This is a genomic window from Variovorax sp. J22G73 (assembly GCF_030317035.1).
Classification (GTDB): Bacteria; Pseudomonadota; Gammaproteobacteria; order Burkholderiales; family Burkholderiaceae_C; genus Variovorax.
Window position 1 is genome coordinate 27,957 of the sequence record NZ_JASZYK010000019.1, and the last position, 18,142, is coordinate 46,098.

The 18,142-nt window shown below is 68.7% G+C and carries 18 protein-coding genes and 1 tRNA gene; 11 read left to right on the forward strand and 8 right to left on the reverse strand.

Going from position 1 to position 18,142, the window contains the following annotated elements; translation table 11 throughout:
- Positions 1 to 34: 34 nt before the first annotated feature.
- The gene (locus QTI51_RS36155; RefSeq protein ID WP_116913492.1) at positions 35 to 532 is read left to right on the forward strand and encodes a hypothetical protein; all 498 of its coding nucleotides are present in this window, start codon (positions 35 to 37) and stop codon (positions 530 to 532) included.
- A gap of 25 nt (positions 533 to 557) precedes the next feature.
- Here the strand turns inward: QTI51_RS36155 and QTI51_RS36160 are convergent, their stop codons facing one another.
- Positions 558 to 1,286 carry a glutathione S-transferase gene (locus tag QTI51_RS36160; protein WP_116913493.1) on the reverse strand — a complete coding sequence of 243 codons (729 nt, stop codon included), beginning with the start codon at positions 1,284 to 1,286 and terminating at the stop codon, positions 558 to 560.
- Between the two features lie 108 nt (positions 1,287 to 1,394).
- Positions 1,395 to 2,213: a sulfite exporter TauE/SafE family protein gene (locus tag QTI51_RS36165; protein ID WP_116913494.1), complete on the reverse strand. Its 819-nt coding sequence runs from the start codon at positions 2,211 to 2,213 to the stop codon at positions 1,395 to 1,397.
- A 124-nt stretch (positions 2,214 to 2,337) separates the two neighbouring features.
- Here QTI51_RS36165 and QTI51_RS36170 point away from each other — a divergent pair, with 124 nt between their 5' ends.
- Positions 2,338 to 3,102, forward strand: a complete 765-nt coding sequence (locus tag QTI51_RS36170) for an AraC family transcriptional regulator (RefSeq protein ID WP_116913572.1) — start codon at positions 2,338 to 2,340, stop codon at positions 3,100 to 3,102.
- Between the two features lie 28 nt (positions 3,103 to 3,130).
- On the opposite strand, the gene QTI51_RS36175 is transcribed toward QTI51_RS36170, so the two are convergent.
- The 3 genes from QTI51_RS36175 to QTI51_RS36185 all read right to left on the reverse strand — a co-directional run bounded on the left by QTI51_RS36175 (position 3,131) and on the right by QTI51_RS36185 (position 4,930).
- Positions 3,131 to 3,436: a hypothetical protein gene (locus tag QTI51_RS36175; protein ID WP_503011582.1), complete on the reverse strand. Its 306-nt coding sequence runs from the start codon at positions 3,434 to 3,436 to the stop codon at positions 3,131 to 3,133.
- 707 nt (positions 3,437 to 4,143) lie between these two features.
- Positions 4,144 to 4,218, reverse strand: a tRNA-Arg gene (locus QTI51_RS36180).
- 43 nt (positions 4,219 to 4,261) lie between these two features.
- Entirely contained in the window at positions 4,262 to 4,930 is a 669-nt protein-coding gene (locus tag QTI51_RS36185) for a TetR family transcriptional regulator (RefSeq protein ID WP_116913495.1), read from the reverse strand.
- Positions 4,931 to 5,111: 181 nt separating this feature from the next.
- On the opposite strand from QTI51_RS36185, the gene QTI51_RS36190 reads away from it, so the two are divergent.
- The 4 genes from QTI51_RS36190 to QTI51_RS36205 all read left to right on the forward strand — a co-directional run bounded on the left by QTI51_RS36190 (position 5,112) and on the right by QTI51_RS36205 (position 11,860).
- The gene (locus QTI51_RS36190) at positions 5,112 to 6,428 is read left to right on the forward strand and encodes an efflux RND transporter periplasmic adaptor subunit (protein ID WP_116913496.1); all 1,317 of its coding nucleotides are present in this window, start codon (positions 5,112 to 5,114) and stop codon (positions 6,426 to 6,428) included.
- A gap of 17 nt (positions 6,429 to 6,445) precedes the next feature.
- On the forward strand, positions 6,446 to 9,607 hold the full coding sequence (locus QTI51_RS36195) for an efflux RND transporter permease subunit (protein WP_116913497.1): 3,162 nt from the start codon (positions 6,446 to 6,448) through the stop codon (positions 9,605 to 9,607).
- A complete protein-coding gene (locus tag QTI51_RS36200) occupies positions 9,604 to 11,052 on the forward strand; it encodes an efflux transporter outer membrane subunit (protein WP_116913498.1) in 1,449 nt (482 codons plus the stop codon). The genes QTI51_RS36195 and QTI51_RS36200 overlap by 4 nt, the downstream gene beginning before the upstream one ends.
- Before the next feature lie 130 nt (positions 11,053 to 11,182).
- Positions 11,183 to 11,860, forward strand: coding sequence for a c-type cytochrome (locus QTI51_RS36205; RefSeq protein WP_116913499.1), 678 nt, complete (start codon positions 11,183 to 11,185; stop codon positions 11,858 to 11,860).
- Between the two features lie 77 nt (positions 11,861 to 11,937).
- Here QTI51_RS36205 and QTI51_RS36210 read toward each other — a convergent pair whose 3' ends face one another.
- The 3 genes from QTI51_RS36210 to QTI51_RS36220 form a co-directional block, all read right to left on the reverse strand.
- Positions 11,938 to 12,522 (reverse strand): DUF2946 family protein, encoded by a 585-nt coding sequence (locus tag QTI51_RS36210; RefSeq protein WP_116913500.1) that lies wholly within the window; start codon positions 12,520 to 12,522, stop codon positions 11,938 to 11,940.
- A 4-nt stretch (positions 12,523 to 12,526) separates the two neighbouring features.
- Positions 12,527 to 13,582 carry a YheT family hydrolase gene (locus QTI51_RS36215; protein WP_116913573.1) on the reverse strand — a complete coding sequence of 352 codons (1,056 nt, stop codon included), beginning with the start codon at positions 13,580 to 13,582 and terminating at the stop codon, positions 12,527 to 12,529.
- Positions 13,583 to 13,647: 65 nt separating this feature from the next.
- Entirely contained in the window at positions 13,648 to 14,100 is a 453-nt protein-coding gene (locus QTI51_RS36220; protein ID WP_116913501.1) for a YybH family protein, read from the reverse strand.
- Positions 14,101 to 14,317: 217 nt separating this feature from the next.
- On the opposite strand from QTI51_RS36220, the gene rutA reads away from it, so the two are divergent.
- The 5 genes from rutA to QTI51_RS36245 are packed head-to-tail and all read left to right on the forward strand — an operon-like array spanning position 14,318 to position 18,136.
- Positions 14,318 to 15,436, forward strand: a complete 1,119-nt coding sequence (rutA, locus tag QTI51_RS36225; protein WP_116913502.1) for a pyrimidine utilization protein A — start codon at positions 14,318 to 14,320, stop codon at positions 15,434 to 15,436.
- 34 nt (positions 15,437 to 15,470) lie between these two features.
- On the forward strand, positions 15,471 to 16,289 hold the full coding sequence (gene rutB, locus QTI51_RS36230; RefSeq protein ID WP_116913503.1) for a pyrimidine utilization protein B: 819 nt from the start codon (positions 15,471 to 15,473) through the stop codon (positions 16,287 to 16,289).
- A gap of 22 nt (positions 16,290 to 16,311) precedes the next feature.
- Positions 16,312 to 16,704 carry a pyrimidine utilization protein C gene (gene rutC / locus QTI51_RS36235; RefSeq protein WP_116913504.1) on the forward strand — a complete coding sequence of 131 codons (393 nt, stop codon included), beginning with the start codon at positions 16,312 to 16,314 and terminating at the stop codon, positions 16,702 to 16,704.
- Between the two features lie 5 nt (positions 16,705 to 16,709).
- Positions 16,710 to 17,534 carry a pyrimidine utilization protein D gene (gene rutD / locus QTI51_RS36240; protein WP_116913505.1) on the forward strand — a complete coding sequence of 275 codons (825 nt, stop codon included), beginning with the start codon at positions 16,710 to 16,712 and terminating at the stop codon, positions 17,532 to 17,534.
- The gene (locus QTI51_RS36245; protein WP_116913506.1) at positions 17,531 to 18,136 is read left to right on the forward strand and encodes a malonic semialdehyde reductase; all 606 of its coding nucleotides are present in this window, start codon (positions 17,531 to 17,533) and stop codon (positions 18,134 to 18,136) included. Before rutD ends, QTI51_RS36245 begins: the two co-directional genes overlap by 4 nt.
- The last annotated feature ends 6 nt before the right edge of the window (positions 18,137 to 18,142 follow it).

The following is an 18,142-nucleotide window of genomic DNA, read 5'->3' on the forward strand; positions in this document are numbered from 1 at the left end:
GATCCGGCTGCATCCACACACAAGGAACAAGAACATGAAGAACACTGCAAGCATCGCCCGCCTGGGCATCGACATCGGCCGCGTGCTCATCGCGGCCGAAGGCGCCAACGGCGCGGACACCTCGTTCATCGGCGGCTCGCTGCAAGACGCGCTGGGCACGCCGCCTTACGAAGGCATGTTCGAAGCCGTCGCGCCGCTGGTCGAGAAGTTCGAGGGCCGCGTGTGGCTCGTGTCGAAGTGCGGACCCAGCGTGCAGGCGAAGAGCCGTGCCTGGCTGCGCCACCACCGCTTCTTCGAGCGCACCGGCATCGCGCCCGAGAACCTGCGCTTCTGCCTGCAGCGGCCGCAGAAGGCCGACCACTGCCGGCAGTTGCGCATCACCCACTTCATCGACGACCGCACCGACGTGCTGCACCACCTCGAAGGGCTGGTGCCGCACCGCTACCTGTTCGGCCCGCAGCGCAAGCCGGTGACGGTCGAGGGGCTGGTGCTGCTGCCGGCGTGGAAGGACGCGGCGGCGCTCGTCAACTGAAGCAGCGCTAGTCGCTAGTGGCTCGTCAACCGTCGAGCTCGGCGTAGCGCCTGAAGATGCCGTCTTCGTTGAACGCGATGCGGCGCGGGCTCTGCAGGTAGTCGTGCACGCGCTGGCGGCGCTTGATGTTGTCGTGCAGCTTCTCGACCGCTGGCGTCTTCGCCAGCGCCCGCGCGGTGGCCTTCGGAAAGGCGTAGTGCAGGCCGTCGACCAGCTGGAACAGCGACAGGTCCGCATAGGTCTGCACGTCGCCCACCAGGTGCAGGCTGCCCGCGGGGTTGCGCTGCAGCACGCGTTCGAACCAGCCCAGGAACTTGGGAATGCGCTCGTCGCGAAACGCCTTGGCGCGTTGTTCGGCGGCGTCGCGCTGGTCTTCGTAGTAAGCGCCGGTGGAAATCGGGTGGTGCGTGTCGTGCGCCTCGGCCACCGCATCGGCGATGGTGAGCTGCAGCTGGTGCGTCCACAACCCGTCGGACTCGCCCACGCCCGCCAGGCCGAGCCTCGGGCCGAGGTACAGCAGGATGGCGGCGGTCTGGCCGACCACGACGTCGCCGTCGATCAGGAACGGCGGCGCGAAGGCGGGGCGTGCGTTGTCGGGGTCGCCCAGGCGCTCGCCCAGCGCGGACTCGCCGCCGCCCTTCGACTCGGGCAGGCGCGCCACGTCGACATAGTCGGCGCCGGCCGCCTCCAGTGCGAGCCGCACGAATTCGCCGCGGCCCTGGATGGTGGGCCAGTAGTGGAGTTGGTAAGGCATGCGGCCATGGTGGCAGGGTCGGCGGGGCGCCGCAACCGTGTGCATGCAGAAGTCGAACTTGGCCTACGCGGGCGTGCGCCGGTATGCCGGTACGTCGTCATGCCAGGTTCAGCGCAGCGCCATGCCCGCGAGCACCAGCACCAGCAGCGCGATGTAGCCCCAGGTGTGCACGCGCTCGGGCATGCGACCGATCAGCGGCGCCGCAGCGCGCACGCCCACCAGCGAGCCCGCGACCAGCGCGGCAAAGGCGGGCACGTCGACATAGCCGATGTGCCATCCCTCCAGCGTCTCGGTCGAGCGCCACGCCAGCAGCATGTAGGTGGCGGTGCCGGCCAGCGCGATGGGCAGCGACAGCGGGTTGGCCATGGCGGTGGCGCGAGTCATGTCGATGCCGCGGCGGCGCATGAGCGGCACCGTCATCACGCTGCCGCCCACGCCCAGAAACGCGGCGACGAGCCCGATGACGAAGCTGCCGAGCGTGGTCACGCCGCGCGACAGCGGGCGAACGACGGCAGCGGCATCGCGCGTCATGAAGCCGGGGCGAAACAGGCAGTCGAGGATGGTCGCGCCCAGGTAGGCGATGAAGGCCCAGCGCACGAACTCGCCACGGGCGGCCACTGCCAGCGCTGCTCCCACCACCGCGCCGATGCCGATGAACGCGAGCAGCGGGCGAACCAGCGCCCCATCGAGCGTGCCCGCGCGCTGGTGGCGGCGCGTGGCCAGCGAAGCGCTGACGATCATCACGCAGGTCGAGGTGGCCACGGCGATGTGCATGGACGCCTGGCCGACCGCGCTGTCCGCGCCGTGCGCCAGGATCAGCGCGCGGTACAGCAAGGGCACCACGACGAAGCCGCCGCCAAAACCGAACAGTACCGTGGTGACGCCCGCCAGGCCACCGAAGACCGCGAGCACGAGATAGATCGACACGAAGAAGCTCCAGGCAAGTGAATGAACAAGCCCTTGAAGATAGGGTCGACCTGCCTGGCGCGCTTGCGCATGTTCGACAATGATGTTTTCGTTTCAGCCAATCCGCGAAGTCGCGTTTTTTCGCATGCGCAACGTCAAGATCGATTCGGTCGACGCCATCGACCGCCCGGTGCTGGCCATCGGCACCGACTACCCCTCGGGCTTCCTGCTGCCCACGCACAGCCACCGGCGCGCGCAGTTCCTGTACGGCGCCACGGGCGTGATGGAGGTGGGCAGCGACGACGGCGCCTGGGTGGTGCCGCCGCAGCGCGGCGTGTGGATTCCGGCGGGCAAGCCGCACCGGGTGCGCATGCTGGGCGTGAGCACGCGCAGCCTCTACATCGAGCCGCGCGCGCTGCCGCGCCAGGGCGACCAGTGCGAGGTGCTCAACGTGTCGCCGCTGCTGCGCCAGCTGCTGATGGAGGCCGTCGAGATGCCGCCCGCCTACGACCGGCAGGGCCGCGACGGCGCGCTGGTGCGCCTGGTGCTGCACGAGCTGGCGCGGGCCGAGACGCTTCCGCTGCACGTGCCGCTGCCGCGCGACACGGCGCTGGCCGGCCTGTGCGTGGCGTTTCTTCGGCAGCCCGACGTGCACGTGGCGCCTGGCGCCTGGGCGGCGCAACTGAACGTGAGCGAGCGCACCTTCAACCGGCGCTTCAGCCTGGAGACGGGCATGTCCTTCGGCAAGTGGCGCCAGCGCGCCTGCGTGCTGGTGGCGCTGTCGCGGCTGGCCGCGGGCGAGCCGGTGACGGCGGTGGCGCTGGACATGGGCTACGACAGCCCGGGCGCGTTCTCGACGATGTTCCGCAAGACGCTGGGGCGGCCGCCCTCGCATTTCGCGATGGCGTAGGCGCGGCGGCCCTCTTCTTTCTTCGTGGTTAACAGCGAGCGATGCGCACCGGCCCAGCGGCGGTCCAGCCGTAGCCGCCGGACGGCTCCGGCGTGCCGCGGTCGATCCGGTCGCGCGGGGCCGCCTGAATGGCGCTTCTCAGCGACTTGATCGTCGCGTCGGCCGCGTCGATGCGGCGGTGCATCTCTTCGTTGACGAGGCGCATCAGCGCGCCGAGTTCGGAGCGGGTGGGATGCACGTCTTCGGTCTCGTCCACGCGCTGCGGGAGGATGAGCTTTTCGAGGCAGGCGCAGGCGCAATGCACGTTGCGGATGTTCTCGATGTCGTCGTCCACTTGCAAGGCGAGGGAGTCGGGGTCGGCGTGCGAGGGGGCCGGCTTCGGCGCTGCATCGGGTGCGGTGCCGGCGGCTACAGGGGATGAGGGAGCAAGAGCAGAACTGGCCATGGTGGCCTCCAAGGGTTTCGATTTGCAGAAACCGCCGCACTCAACGCCATTGAGGGCGGCAGCTCGACGGGTTGGCGTACCGGGAAACCACTTGCGTGAAACCGGCAGGGCGCGAGCCCTCCCGTCGAGCCGCCAAAAACTGGAGGCACGAACGACAAAAGCCGCAGACCCTGCGGGGTGACTGCGGCTTGCGTCGCAGTGATTTCAGCGGGACGCCAATCCCGATCACGCCTTGTTCAGACGTGACGTCGCAGTATATCGATGGGGGGTGTGTGCTCGGGGAGGTCGCTGCTGTAGCACCAGAAACGAGAAAACCGGAAGTTTCGAGAGAAACTTCCGGTCTGCTTGTCGTCAAGTCATTGCTCAAGCTGGTAGCAGGGCAATGGAAGCCGCAGCGCCGATCGGTGAGGGAGCAACGTCGAGATTTGCAACAAGCACTGCATCCAATCGAAGTTGGAGGCGGCAGCTCGAACAGGTTGGCGTACCGGGAACCCGCTTGCGCGAACCGGCGAGCCTCGAGGCTCCCTGCCCGAGCCGCCAAACTGGAAGCAAACAAAAAAACCGGAAGTCTCGAGAGAAACTTCCGGTCTTGCATGTGGTCCCGCCGCCAGGAATCGAACCTGGATCTCAGCCTTCGGAGGGCCGAATTCTATCCGTTGAAATACAGCGAGGAATAGGGTTCCGGCGTGCACCGGAGCCCGTGATTATGGCCTATCAGGCGCTCAATGTTTCGTGCTCGTTTTCCACGGGCGCTCCCGGCGCCGGCCGGACGAACCCGAGCCCCGCCAGATACACCCGGAACGTGCGCCTGCCGGTGGCCACCAGCTCGAAGGCCTCGGGGTCGAGCAGCCAGTTTTGAATGAGCCCGCTGATCAGCGCGTGCAGCCCCTGCGCCGCCACGTAGCCCGGCACCGGCAGCTTGATGTGGCCGCGCCGCGCGGCCAGGCGCAGCGCCTTCTCGAAATCGACCACGCAGGCGTTGCGCGCGGCCAGGTGGCGCTGCTGCACCGAGGCCATGTCGTGCGTGTACTCGACCTTGTGCGTGGCCACGTCGAACACGCGGCGCACCTGCGGGTCGGTGGTCATGAGGGTGAGCGCGTGGACCATGCCCTCCTCGATCTCGTCCAGGGGGTCGTCGGTGCCGATGGCGCTCGCGGCCTTGGGGCCGGCCTCCAGCGGGAGGATCACGCGTTCCATCATCGCGTTGAAGAGGTCGGCCTTGTCCTTGAAATGCCAATAGATGGCGCCCCGCGTTGCGCCGGCCTGCTGCGCGATCTGCTGCAGCGTGGTCTGCGAAACGCCTTGCGCCTGAAACAGCAGCTCCGCGGCATCGAGCAAGCGATTCCGCGTGGCCAATGCCTCTTCCTTCGTACGACGTGCCACCCAGTCTCCTGATTTGTAAAGGCAACGCCCTTTAAGTATCGTGGGGCCATTGCACGGCTGTCACTATACATCCATGAATGTATGTAAACTACCGGGCTTCCCCGATGGCCCGCCTGTCTGTGCTGGTTTGCGGCTCGCGCCGCCAACGCGCCATCTCCCGTCTTCGCTTCAAAGGAATCGCATGCCTCTCCTGCATGTTTCGCGTCAATCGTCCTTTTCGCCGCGTCTCGCGACCGTGGCCGCCGTCGTCCTGCTGGTCCTCGCGGGCTGTGGCAAGAGCGATGCGCCCGCCGCCCAGGGCGGCGCTGGCGGCGCCCGCCCCGCGCCCGAAGTGGGCGTGGTGGTGGCCGCACCGGCCGATGTCGGCCTGGTGACCGAGTTGCCCGGGCGCCTCGAAGCCTCGCGCGTGGCCCAGGTCCGCGCCCGCGCGGCCGGCATCCTGCTGAAGCGCGAATTCCGCGAAGGCAGCGACGTGAAGGCCGGCCAGGTGCTGTTCACCATCGACCCGGCACCGCTGCTGGCGGCTTCGCAGAATGCCCAGGCCACGCTGGCCCGCGCCGAAGCCAACGCCGTGCAGGCCAAGGCGCTGGCCGACCGCTACAAGCCGCTGGTCGAGGCCAACGCCGTGAGCAAGCAGGAATACGCGACCGCCGTGGCCTCGCAGAAGACGGCCGAGGCCGACGTGGTCGCCGGCCGCGCCGCCGTGCAAACCGCCAAGATCAACCTCGGCTACGCCACTGTGACCTCGCCCATCGCCGGGCGCATCGGCCGCGCGCTGGTGACCGAAGGCGCGCTGGTGGGCCAGAGCGACGCCACCGAGCTGGCCGTGGTGCAGCAGATCAACCCCGTGTACGTGAACTTCACGCAGTCGGCCACCGACGTGCTCAAGCTGCGCCGCGCCGTGGCCGACGGCCAGTACAAGCGCGCCGGCGGCGGCGAGGCCGCCAGCATCCGCGTGGTGCTCGAAGACGGCAGCGACTACCCGCTGGAAGGCAAGCTGCTGTTCTCCGACCTCACGGTCGACGCGACCACGGGCCAGATCACGCTGCGCGCCGAAGTGCCCAACCCCAAGGGCGAGCTGCTGCCCGGCCTGTACGTGCGCGTGAAGCTCGAGCAGGCCCAGGCAACCAACGCCATCACGCTGCCGCAGCAGGCCGTTACCCGCACCCAGCAGGGCGACACGGTCTCGGTGGTGAGCGCGGACGGCAAGATCAGCCAGCGCCAGGTGAAGATCAGCGCCGCCAAGGACAACCAGTGGGTGGTGCTCGACGGCCTGAAGGCCGGCGAACAGGTGATGGTCGACGGCTTCCAGAAGTTGCAGATGATGCCGCCGGGCACGCCCGTGAAGGCGGTGCCGTGGAAAAAGACCGACCCCAATGCCGCACCGGCACCGGCCGCCGCCGCATCGGGCGCAGCACCCGGTGCCGCACCAGCCGCCGCACCCGCTGCGGCCCCCGCCGCGAACGGCCAGGCTTCCGCCCCGGCCGATAAGAAGTAAGTCAGGAGCGCGCCCGCATGGCCAAATTCTTCATCGACCGCCCGATCTTTGCCTGGGTGATCGCACTGTTCATCCTGGTGATGGGCAGTGTCGCCATCACGCAGCTGCCGATCTCGCAGTACCCACCGGTGGCGCCTCCGGCCATCGTGATCAACGCCGCCTACCCCGGCGCGTCGGCCCAGACGCTCGAGGACAGCGTGCTGTCCGTGATCGAACGCGAAATGAACGGCTCGCCGGGCCTGATCTACATGGAATCGGTGGCGCAAGCCGACGGCACCGGCACCATCACGATCAGCTTCGAGCAGGGCACCGACCCCGACCTGGCACAGGTGGACGTGCAGAACCGGCTGTCGCGCGCAACGCCGCGCCTGCCGGCCACGGTGACGCAGCAGGGCGTGCGCGTGGACAAGTCGCGCAACAACTTCCTGCTGTTCACGATCCTGTCGTCCGACAACCCGGCCTACGACCCGGTGGCGCTGGGCGACTACGCCTCGCGCAACATCGTTCCTGAACTGCAGCGCATTCCCGGCGTGGGCCAGGCGCAGCTGTTCGGCACCGAGAACGCGATGCGCATCTGGATCGACCCGGCCAAGCTGCAGGGCTTCAACCTGTCGCCGCTGGACGTGAACAACGCCATCAAGGCGCAGAACGCGCAAGTGGCCTCCGGCACCATCGGCGACCTGCCGAACGTGCCCGGCCAGGCCATCGCCGCCACCGTGGTGGTGAACGGCCAGCTCGCCAACGTCGACCAGTTCAAGGAAATCGTGCTGCGCGCCAACACCGACGGCTCGACCGTGCGGCTGAAGGACGTGGCCCGCGTGGAGCTGGGCGGCCAGGCCTATGCCACCTCGGCGCGCCTGAACGGCCAGCCGGCCGTGGGCGTGGGCGTGCAGCAGACGCCCACGGGCAACGCGCTGCAGACGGCCAAGGCCGTGCGCGCGAAGATGGACGAGCTGTCCAAGTACTTCCCGCAGGGCGTGAAGTGGGCCATTCCGTACGACAGCTCGCGCTTCGTGAGCATCTCGATCACCGAAGTGGTCAAGACGCTGCTGGAAGCCGTGGCGCTGGTGTTCGTGGTGATGTTCATCTTCCTGCAGAACTGGCGCTACACGATCATCCCGACCATCGTGGTGCCGGTGGCCCTGCTGGGCACCTTCGCCACGCTGCTGGCGCTGGGCTTCTCGATCAACGTGCTGACCATGTTCGGCATGGTGCTGGTGATCGGCATCGTGGTGGACGACGCCATCGTGGTGGTGGAGAACGTCGAGCGCATCATGAGCGAGGAGGGGCTGTCGCCGCTCGAAGCCACGCGCAAGGCCATGAAGCAGATCTCGGGCGCCATCATCGGCGTGACCGTGGTGCTGATCTCGGTGTTCGTGCCGCTGGCGTTCTTCGCGGGCTCCACCGGCAACATCTACCGCCAGTTCTCGGCGGTGATGGTGGCGTCGATCGCGTTCTCGGCCTTCATGGCCCTGTCGCTCACGCCCGCGCTGTGCGCCACGCTGCTCAAGCCGGTGGAAGCCGGCCACCACCATGAGAAGCGCGGCTTCTTCGGCTGGTTCAACCGGGTGTTCACGCGCACGGCCAAGGGCTACGAAAGCGTGGTCTCGCGGCTGCTGCGCCGCGCGGCGCGCTACCTCATCATCTACGCGGCGATCATCGGCGCGGTGGTGGTGGCCTACATGCGCCTGCCCAGCTCGTTCCTGCCGCAGGAAGACCAGGGCAACATCATCGTGAACGTGCAGCTGCCGCCAGGCGCCACGCAGGAGCGTGCGCTGTCGGTCATGCAGCAGGTCGAAGGCTTCATCCTGAAGCAGCCTGAAGTGCAGAGCATGGTGGGCGTGATGGGCTTCAGCTTCTCGGGCCAGGGCCAGAACGCCGGCCTCGCCTTCGTGACGCTGAAGGACTGGGACGAACGCAAGGACCCGGCCCACTCCGCCAGCGCGCTGGCAGGGCGTGCCTTCGGTGCGCTGTCGGGCATTCGGGACGCCTTCATCTACCCGCTGAGCCCGCCGCCCATTCCCGAACTGGGCAACGCCACCGGCTTCAGCTTCCGGCTGCAGGACCGCGCGGGCGCGGGCCACGAGGCGCTCGTGAACGCGCGCAACCAGCTGCTGGGCATGGCCGGGCAGAGCAAGATCCTGGCGCAGGTTCGCCCCGACGGCCTGGAAGACGCGCCGCAGCTGCAGATCGACATCGACCGCGACAAGGCCAACGCACTGGGCGTGACCTTCGACGCGATCAACTCGACGCTGTCGACCGCGCTGGGCTCCAGCTACGTGAACGACTTTCCGAACCGCGGCCGCCTGCAGCGCGTGGTGGTGCAGGCCGACGCGCCCGCCCGCATGCAGCCCGACGACCTGCTGAAGCTGACCGCCCCCAACGGCCAGGGCCTGCCGGTGCCGCTCGCGGCCTTCGCGACCACCAAGTGGGTCAAGGGCGCCACGCAGACGGTGCGCTACAACGGCTATCCGGCCATCCGCATCAGCGGCGACGCGGCGCCCGGCTTCAGCACGGGCGCGGCAATGGCCGAGATGGAAAAGCTCGCCACGCAGCTGCCCCCGGGCTTCGGCTTCGAGTGGACCGGCCAGTCGCGCGAGGAAAAGCTCGCGGGCTCGCAGTCGATCATTCTTTACGGCTTCGCGATCCTGGCGGTGTTCCTGTGCCTGGCCGCGCTGTACGAGAGCTGGACGATTCCGCTGGCGGTGATTCTGGTGGTGCCGCTGGGCGTCATCGGCGTGCTGCTGGCGACCATGCTGCGTTCGTATTCGAACGACGTGTACTTCCAGGTGGGCCTGATCACCATCATCGGCCTGTCCGCGAAGAACGCGATTCTGATCATCGAGTTCGCGAAAGACCTGCAGGCACAGGGCAAGGGCGTCGTGGAAGCGGCACTCACCGCGGCCCACCTGCGGTTCCGCCCGATCGTGATGACCTCGCTGGCCTTCGGGCTGGGCGTGCTGCCGCTGTTCCTCGCCTCCGGCGCGGGCTCGGCCAGCCAGCGTGCCATCGGCACCGGCGTGATCGGCGGGATGATCACCGGCACCGCGCTGGCCGTGTTCTTCGTTCCCATCTTCTTCGTGGTCGTGCGCACGCTGTTCAAGGGCAGCGCGCGACAGCACGAGGCCGAAAAGCGGCACGCCGAAGCCGCAGGCATCGTGGAGGAACCCCAACAATGACCAAGAAACTCATTCCGACGGCCCTGGCCGCAGCCCTGCTGCTGGCCGGCTGCTCGCTGATTCCCACCTACGAGCGCCCCGCGGCGCCGGTGCCGACCACCTACCCGGGCGACCCGACGCAGCCGGCCGGCCAGGCCGCGGCCAGCCTGCCGTGGCAGGACTTCTTCACCGACGCGCGGCTGGCGGGCCTGATCCAGACCTCGCTGGCGAACAACCGCGACCTGCGGGTGTCGGTGCTCAACATCGAGCAGGCGCGCGCGCAGTTCCAGATCGAGCGCTCGGCGCTGTTCCCGGCGCTGGGTCTCACGGGATCGGGCTCGCGCTCGAGCCCCAACGCCTACCAGGCGATCGACCCGAGCCAGGGCAGCGTGTCGTCGCAGTACAGCGTCAACTTCGGCTTCACGGCCTGGGAGCTCGACTTCTTCGGCCGCATCCGCGCGCTGAAGGACCAGGCCCTGGCGCAGTACCTGGCCACCGACGAGACCCGCAAGGCCGTGCAGATCAGCCTGATCGCCTCGGTCGCCAACGGCTGGCTCACGCTGCTGGCGGACGACGAGCTGCTCGAAATCACGCGCCAGACGCTCAGCACGCGCGAAGAGTCGGTGCGCCTGACCAAGCTGCGCTTCGACAACGGCGTGTCGTCGGAGCTCGACTTCCAGGCCGCGAACTCGCTGCTGGAAACCGCACGCGCGGCCTACGCGCAGCAACTGCGCACCCGCCAGCAGGACGAGAACGCGCTGGCGCTGCTGCTGGGCGCGCCGGTGCCCGCCGATGCCACCGCCGGCGGCACGACCGCGGCGAAGGGCCTGGACGGCATCAGCCCGATGCCCGACGTGCCGGCCGGCCTCCCCTCGGACCTGCTGGCCGAGCGGCCCGACATCCGCTCCGCCGAGCAGCAGCTGATCGCGGCCAACGCCAACATCGGCGCGGCGCGCGCGAACTTCTTCCCGCGCGTGTCGCTCACCAGCTCCATCGGCACGGCGAGCACCGAGTTCTCGGGCCTGTTCGACCGCGGCTCCAAGGCCTGGTCGTTCGCACCCACGGTGACGCTGCCGATCTTCAACGCCGGCGCCAACATCGCCACGCTCGACTCGGCCAAGGCCGGGCGCGAGATCGCGGTGGCGCAGTACGAGAAGTCGGTGCAGACGGCGTTCCGCGAAGTGGCCGATGCGCTCGCGGGCCGCGCCACGCTGGGCGAGCAGGTGCGCGCGCAGCGTGCGCAGGCCGACGCGGAAGGCGTTCGCTTCAAGCTGTCGGACCTGCGCTACCGCAACGGCATCGCCAGCGCGCTCGACCTGCTCGATGCGCAGCGCTCGCTGTTCACGGCCCAGCAATCGGCCGTGACCACGCGGCTGTTGCAGCTGCAGAACCAGGTCACGCTGTACAAGACGCTGGGTGGCGGCTGGGCCACGCGCGAGCAGATCGAGAAGAACCAGAAGAGCTGAGCCACTGCGTGCGCGCCGAATGCGCGTCCTCTAAGGGTAGGCCCCTTCCCCCTTCGGGCGGGGGGTCTCTCTATAATCGCCGGTTGGTTAGGAAACGCCCCCCGACGAGCCCCCGATATTGAGGACGCCAATGAGCGCAGACCCGCATTACCAGGCCACAGAAGAAGCCCACACCGGGCCCATCAAGAACCCGAAGCAGCTGCTGCTGGCGGTATTTTTCTCCTTCATCGTACCGATCCTGATCATCGTGGGACTTGTCTCCTACGTGGTCTCGGGCAACAAGCCCGCCGGCACCGCGGAGGGCGACAACATGGCGCTCTACGGCGTGACGAAGGAAGCGCGCGACCGTGAAGTGGCCGAGCGCCTGAAGAAGATCGGCGCCATCGAGATCCGCGACGCCAACCGCCCGCTGGCCACCGGCGAGGCCGTGTTCAAGGCCCAGTGCGCAACCTGCCACGGTGCCCCCGGCATCCCTGGCGCGCCGCACTTCCAGGACGCAGCCGCCTGGGGCCCGCGCATCGGCCAGGGCTATGCCACCCTGCTGGAACACGCGTTGAAGGGCAAGGGCGCGATGCCGGCCCAGGGTGGCGGCGACTTCGAAGACCTCGAAGTGGGCCGTGCCGTGGTCTACATGGCCAATGCCGGCGGCGCCAAGTTCCCGGTGCCGGACCGCCCGGCCGCCGCGGCGCCCGCGGAAGGTGCCTCGGGCGCGGCAGGTGCAACGGGTGCGGCCCCTGCGGCTTCCGCAGCGGCACCTGCAGCAACTGCGGCTCCCGCAGCTCCAGCCGCCAGCGAAGCCGCCAAGTAAGCGTTTTCCCTGGTCAAACAAAACTCGTAAAAAAGCCGGCTTCGCGCCGGCTTTTTCTTGGTCGAAACCCGCGACGTTCAGGGCTTGGCGGCGTGGGGTGTTGCCCCGGTGGCATGTTCGGCGTGCCGCTCGGCAGGGCTCAGCACATGCCCGAAGCGGCCGGGCAAATCGGCGGCCTGCACGGCCTCGGGCTCCCACAGGCCGCGCTCGACGGCCTCGGCCGCAATGCCCACGTCCTGCGTGTGCACCAGGCCCAGCCCCAGCGGCGACGACAGGTAGAGCCGGCCGTGCTCGTCGAGCAGGCATCCCGACACCTCGACCGCTTTGCCGGTGTGGGACACGACACCGAAGCCCTCGCCCTCCCCCTCTTTCTCCTCCGACACCCGCCACACCAGCGGCGCCGCCTCCAGCTCCACGTACACGCGCTGCGGCCCGTTCTGGAAGAACCACTGGCCCTGCTCGTCGTGCTCGTAGTTGCGGTGAATGAAGTCGATCAGCTTGTCGTGCCGCAGCATCGAGCCCTTGGCCGTGCGAAACGGGCCCTCGGCCTGGGTGCGGTCGTCGCGCATGTACCAGTTGCCACGCGCGTCGAGGCCGAGCCAGCCGTAGCAGTGCGGCACGTTGGGCCATTTGGCCAATGCTTGTTTGACGATGTCGTCCATGGCGTCATTCTCTTCCCGCGAGCGGGGGCACGCCGTCAGCCAATGTGCCGCTTGCGCTGCTTGTGCCTGCATGCAGGCGCAGCCAGTTGCCCACGCGCTCCGGCATGCCGCGCACATGCCCCGGCGGCGGCCCCATCGGAAAGCCCACATGCCCGCCCTGCGCCGGCTGCCACAGCGTGACATGCGCGCCGACCTCGCCGGGCCCGGGCAGGCTGTCGGCCGGAATGAACGGGTCGTTGCGCGCATTGACCACCAGCGCGGGCACGCGGACCGACGCCAGGTGCGGCTTGGCCGAGCCGCGCGACCAGTAGTCGGCCACGTCGCGAAAGCCGTGCAGCGGCGCGGTGAACACGTTGTCGAAGTCGTGCAGGTTGCGCGCCTGCAGCAGCCGCTCGCGGTCGAACAGCCCCGGAAACTGCGCCAGCTTGGCCAGCGCCTTGGGCTTCATGGTGTTGAGGAACATGCGCGTGTACACCAGCTTGTTGAAGCCGCGGCCGATGGCTTCGCCGCCCGCCGCGAGATCGAGCGGCGCGCAGACCGAGGCCACGGCGCTCACCACGTCCGAGGCGGTTTCGCCGGCTTCCGAGGCCCATCGCATGAGCGCATTGCCGCCCAGCGACACGCCCGCGGCCAGCACCGGGCCGCCGCCCTTGGCCACGTGCTGCGCGCGCATGCGCGCCAGGATCCAGCCGATTTCCTCGAAGTCGCCCGAGTGGTAGGCGCGCGGCGCCAGGTTCAGCTCGCCGCTGCAGCCGCGAAAGTGCGGCACCGCGAAGGCCATGCCGTGCGCGGCGGCGAAGGTGGCGAAGGCCTCGGCGTAGTGGCTGCGGGACGAGCCTTCGAGGCCGTGGAACAGCACCAGCAGCGGCGCGCCGGTTGACGCGGCGGGGGCATCGCCGGGCGCATCGACGAAATCGACGTCGATGAAGTCGCCGTCCGGCGCGGCCCAGCGCTCGCGCCGGTACACGGGTGCGGGCCCGTCGAAGCGGCGCGCGTACAGCGCGGCCCAGATGGTCTGCAGGTTGCCGCCGGGCAGCCAGCGCGGCGCGGTGTAGTCCAGCGCGGGCTGCGGCTCGCCGCGCGAAGCAGAAGAAGACGCAGAGGATGAAGAAACGAAGGACGGCATCAATGCAGGGTCTGGGGCGGGTCGTTCGCGTCGTCGGGCTCGCGCGCGCTGCCGGGGCTGGCGTGGTGCGCCACCAGGCGCCAGCCCTGGGCGGTCTTGTGATAGACGTTGGTGGCCAGCACGAAGGCGTGGCGCGGGCCTTCGGCGGTGAGTACCTCGATACGCTCCAGCACGTTGTGCACCGCGCTGGCGAGCGACTCGATCTTGCGCACCCGCGCCGGCGTGGCGTGGATGGCGCCGTTGCCGAACATCTGCTCGAAGGCCGCGCGAATGGCCACGGCGCCCACCAGGCGCGGACCGCCGGGGTGCACGCAGAACACCTCGTCCTCGTCGGCCCAGCAGGCCATCAACGCATCGATGTCGCCGCGTTGCAGCGCTTCGTAGAAGGCCGCCTCGACGTCGTCGGCAGTGCCGCTGATGGCCGCGGCGGCGCGGAGTGGGGTCTTGGGCATGGCGTGATTCTGCCGCGCGGACCGTGACGATGGCACTGCACCGCTTTGGCACCTGGCGCACCGCGCCGCCGCAGGCCGGGCCGTTCGTCTGCGCCACTTTGGACCATTTGGTCAAAACCTGGAGCTCGAATTCTCCTAAGTTCTTGATTAAAAACAGTTAATTCATCTGGCACGGCACATGCAAGGCATTGCGAAACCCCGCAACAGGAGCCTTTCCATGAACGTCGGCATCTTCATTCCCATCGGCAACAACGGCTGGCTGTTGTCCGAAAACGCCCCGCAGTACAAGCCCAGTTTCGAGCTCAACAAGCAGATCACGCTGAAGGCCGAGCGCTACGGCGTCGATTTCGCGCTGTCCATGATCAAGCTGCGCGGCTTCGGCGGCAAGACCGAGTTCTGGGACCACAACCTGGAGTCGTTCACGCTCATGGCCGGCCTGGCGGCAGTCACCAGCAAGATCAAGCTCTACGCCACGGCCGCCTCGCTGGTGATGCCGCCGGCCATCGTGGCGCGCATGTCGGCCACCATCGACTCCATTTCCAACGGCCGCTTCGGCCTGAACCTGGTCACCGGCTGGCAGCGCCCCGAGTACTCGCAGATGGGCATGTGGCCCGGCGACCAGTTCTTCGGCACGCGCTACGCGTACCTGAGCGAATACATCCAGGTGCTGCGCGACCTGTGGGGCACCGGCCAGTCCGACTTCAAGGGCGAGCACTTCAAGATGGACGACTGCCGCATGAGCCCGCAGCCGCAGGCCGACATGAAGGTGATCTGCGCCGGCCAGAGCGACGCCGGCATGGAGTTCTCCGCCAGGTACGCCGACTACAACTTCTGCTTCGGCAAGGGCGTGAACACGCCCAAGGCCTTCGCGCCCGCCGCCGAGAAGCTCATCGAGGCCACCGCCAAGACCGGCCGCCACGTGACCACCTATGTGCTGATGATGGTCATTGCCGACGAGAGCGACGAGGCCGCGCGCGCCAAGTGGGAGCACTACAAGGCTGGCGCCGACCACGAGGCCATCTCGTGGCTGGGCCAGCAGGGCGCGGCCGACACCAGGTCGGGCGCCGACACCAACGTGCGCCAGATGGCCGACCCGACCTCGGCCGTGAACATCAACATGGGCACGCTCGTGGGCTCCTACGCGAGCGTCGCGCGCATGCTCGACGAGGTGGCCGAGGTGCCCGGCACCGAAGGCGTGCTGCTGACCTTCGACGACTTCGTGCTGGGCGTGGAAGCCTTCGGCGAGCGCATCCAGCCGCTCATGAAGAGCCGCGCGCATGTGCAGAGCCCGGTGCCTTCGCAGGTCGCGCCCGAGCCCGAACGCCTCGCGGCCTGAGCCGACGCAATCCAGGATCGACCCAGGAACGAGCATGAACGCACCCGCACGCAACACCACCCTCACTTCCACCACGCCCGTCGGCGCGCCGCGCCTGCCCGGCGCGCCCGCGCCGCTGGTGCTGCCCGCGCGGCCCGAGCCGCTCGCGCTGCACGCCACCGACTCGGCCCTGGTCGTGGTCGACATGCAGAACGCCTATGCCTCGCTGGGCGGCTACGTCGACTCGGCCGGCTTCGACATCTCCGGCGCGCAGGGCACCATCGAAGGCATCGTGCGCGCCATTGCCGCGGCGCGCGCTGCCGGCATGCTGGTCGTGTTCCTGCAGAACGGCTGGGACGCGGCGTACGTGGAAGCCGGCGGCCCCGGCTCGCCCAACTGGCACAAGTCGAACGCACTGAAGACCATGCGCGCCAAGCCCGAGCTGCAGGGCAGGTTCCTCGCCAAGGGCGGCTGGGACTACGAACTCATCGAGCAGATGAAGCCGCAGGCCGGCGACATCGTCGTGCCCAAGACGCGCTACAGCGGCTTCTTCAACAGCACGCTCGACAGCACGCTGCGCGCGCGCGGCATCCGCCACCTGGTGTTCACCGGCATCGCCACCAACGTGTGCGTGGAGTCGACGCTGCGCGATGCCTTCCACCTCGAGTACTTCGCGGTGATGCTGGAAGACGCGACGCACGAGCTCGGCGGGCCCGCCATCCAGAAGGCCTCGGTCTACAACGTGGAGACCTTCTTCGGATGGGTCTCCACCGTGCAGCAGTTCTGCAGCACCTTCGCGCCTGGCGCCGAACCTGAACCCGCCATCGCACAGCCCGCCCCGGCGCAAACGAGCGCCGAAATCGCCACCGCCTGATTCTTTCCAAGGAGCCTTCCTCATGCCCAAGCAAGCCATCATTCCGCCGGGCACCGGCGTTCCCCTCGCTCCCTACGTGCCCGGCACGCTCGCCGACGGCGTGCTCTACGTGTCGGGCACGCTGCCCTTCGACAAGGACAACAACGTGGTGCACGTCGGCGACGCCGCCGCGCAGGCGCGCCACGTGCTCAGCACCATCCAGGGCGTGGTCGAGGCCGCCGGCGGCACCATGGACGACGTCACGTTCAACCAGATCATGATCAAGGACTGGGCCGACTACGCGAATATCAACACCGTGTACGCCGAGTTCTTTCCCGGCACCAAGCCCGCGCGCTTCTGCATCCAGTGCGGCCTGGTCAAGCCCGACGCGCTGGTCGAGATCGCCTCGATCGCGCACGTGGGCAAGAAGGCCTGAGCCGAATGACGCGAACCACGTCTTTGCACTTCGAGGTGCATGGCCCCTCCGATGCGGCCGCCACCGTGCTGCTGTCGTCGGGCCTCGGCGGCTCGGCCGGGTTCTGGCAGCCGCAGCTGGGCGCGCTGATTGCCGCGGGCCACCGCGTGATCGCGTACGACCAGCGCGCCACCGGCCGCAGCCCCGGCACGCTGCCCGACGCCTACGCCATCTCGGACATGGCGAACGACGTGCGCGAGATTCTCGATGCCACGAACACCGCGCGCTGCCACTTCGCAGGCCATGCGCTGGGCGGGCTCGTCGGGCTGCAGCTTGCGCTCGACACGCCCGAACGCATCGCCAGCCTGGTGCTCGTCAACGCGTGGTCCAGGCCCAACCCGCATTCGGCGCGCTGCTTCGATGCGCGGCTCGCGCTGCTGGGCGCCGTCGGCCCGCGCGCGTACGTGGAGGCGCAGCCCATCTTCCTGTACCCCGCCGCGTGGTGCGCCGCGCATGCCAAGCGCGTGGCCGACGAGGTCGACCATGCCTTCGCGCACTTTCCCGGCGAGCACACCATGCGCACGCGCATCGCCGCGCTGCGCGCCTTCGACATCGACGCGCGCCTGCGCGACATCGCCGCGCCCACGTTGGTGGCCGCAGCGAAAGACGACGTGCTCGTGCCCTGGACCTGCTCGCTGCGCCTGGCCGACGGCCTGCCCAACGCCACGCTCAACCTCATGGCGCACGGCGGCCACGCCCACAGCGTGACCGAGGCCGATGCCTTCAACAGCACCCTGCTGGCCTTTCTTTCGCGGGCCAGAGCGCCTGCCACATCCACCGTTGCCGCATGACCACCACCGCCACTCTTTCCACGCTCGACGACGCGGCGCTGTCGCTGCTGTTCACCGCCGCGCGCAGCCACAACGGCTGGACCGACGAGCCCGTCACCGACGCGCAGCTGCAGCAGATCTACGCGCTCGCGAGCCTCGGGCCCACGTCGGCCAACTGCTCGCCCGCGCGCTTCGTGTTCGTGCGCACGCCCGAGGGCAAGGAGCGCCTCGCGCCCTCGCTCTCCAAGGGCAACCTCGAGAAGACCCTGAGCGCACCCGTCACCGTCATCGCCGCGTGGGACCGCAAGTTCTACGACAAGCTGCCCACGCTGTTCCCGCATGCCGATGCGCGCAGCTGGTTCACGGGCAGCCCCGAGACCGCGCACGAGACCGCCTTTCGCAACGCCAGCCTGCAAGCGGGCTACCTGCTGCTGGCCGCGCGCGCGGTGGGCCTGGACGCGGGGCCGATGTCGGGCTTCGACAAGGCGAAGGTCGACGCCGCCTTCTTCGAAGGCACCGACTGGACCGTCAACTTCCTTATCAACCTGGGCCACGGCGACGCGTCGAAGGTGTTCGGGCGCCTGCCGCGCCTGCCTTTCGACGAGGCGTGCGTGCTGGCCTGACGGAGT

Bases quoted from the DNA above. Each gene is read 5' to 3' on its own strand.
- QTI51_RS36155 (WP_116913492.1), top strand. From the start codon at position 35: ATGAAGAACACTGCAAGCATCGCCCGCCTGGGCATCGACATCGGCCGC.
- QTI51_RS36160 (WP_116913493.1), bottom strand. From the start codon at position 1,286: ATGCCTTACCAACTCCACTACTGGCCCACCATCCAGGGCCGCGGCGAA.
- QTI51_RS36170 (WP_116913572.1), top strand. From the start codon at position 2,338: ATGCGCAACGTCAAGATCGATTCGGTCGACGCCATCGACCGCCCGGTG.
- QTI51_RS36190 (WP_116913496.1), top strand. From the start codon at position 5,112: ATGCCTCTCCTGCATGTTTCGCGTCAATCGTCCTTTTCGCCGCGTCTC.
- QTI51_RS36195 (WP_116913497.1), top strand. From the start codon at position 6,446: ATGGCCAAATTCTTCATCGACCGCCCGATCTTTGCCTGGGTGATCGCA.
- QTI51_RS36200 (WP_116913498.1), top strand. From the start codon at position 9,604: ATGACCAAGAAACTCATTCCGACGGCCCTGGCCGCAGCCCTGCTGCTG.
- QTI51_RS36205 (WP_116913499.1), top strand. From the start codon at position 11,183: ATGAGCGCAGACCCGCATTACCAGGCCACAGAAGAAGCCCACACCGGG.
- QTI51_RS36210 (WP_116913500.1), bottom strand. From the start codon at position 12,522: ATGGACGACATCGTCAAACAAGCATTGGCCAAATGGCCCAACGTGCCG.
- QTI51_RS36220 (WP_116913501.1), bottom strand. From the start codon at position 14,100: ATGCCCAAGACCCCACTCCGCGCCGCCGCGGCCATCAGCGGCACTGCC.
- rutA (WP_116913502.1), top strand. From the start codon at position 14,318: ATGAACGTCGGCATCTTCATTCCCATCGGCAACAACGGCTGGCTGTTG.
- rutB (WP_116913503.1), top strand. From the start codon at position 15,471: ATGAACGCACCCGCACGCAACACCACCCTCACTTCCACCACGCCCGTC.
- rutC (WP_116913504.1), top strand. From the start codon at position 16,312: ATGCCCAAGCAAGCCATCATTCCGCCGGGCACCGGCGTTCCCCTCGCT.
- rutD (WP_116913505.1), top strand. From the start codon at position 16,710: ATGACGCGAACCACGTCTTTGCACTTCGAGGTGCATGGCCCCTCCGAT.
- QTI51_RS36245 (WP_116913506.1), top strand. From the start codon at position 17,531: ATGACCACCACCGCCACTCTTTCCACGCTCGACGACGCGGCGCTGTCG.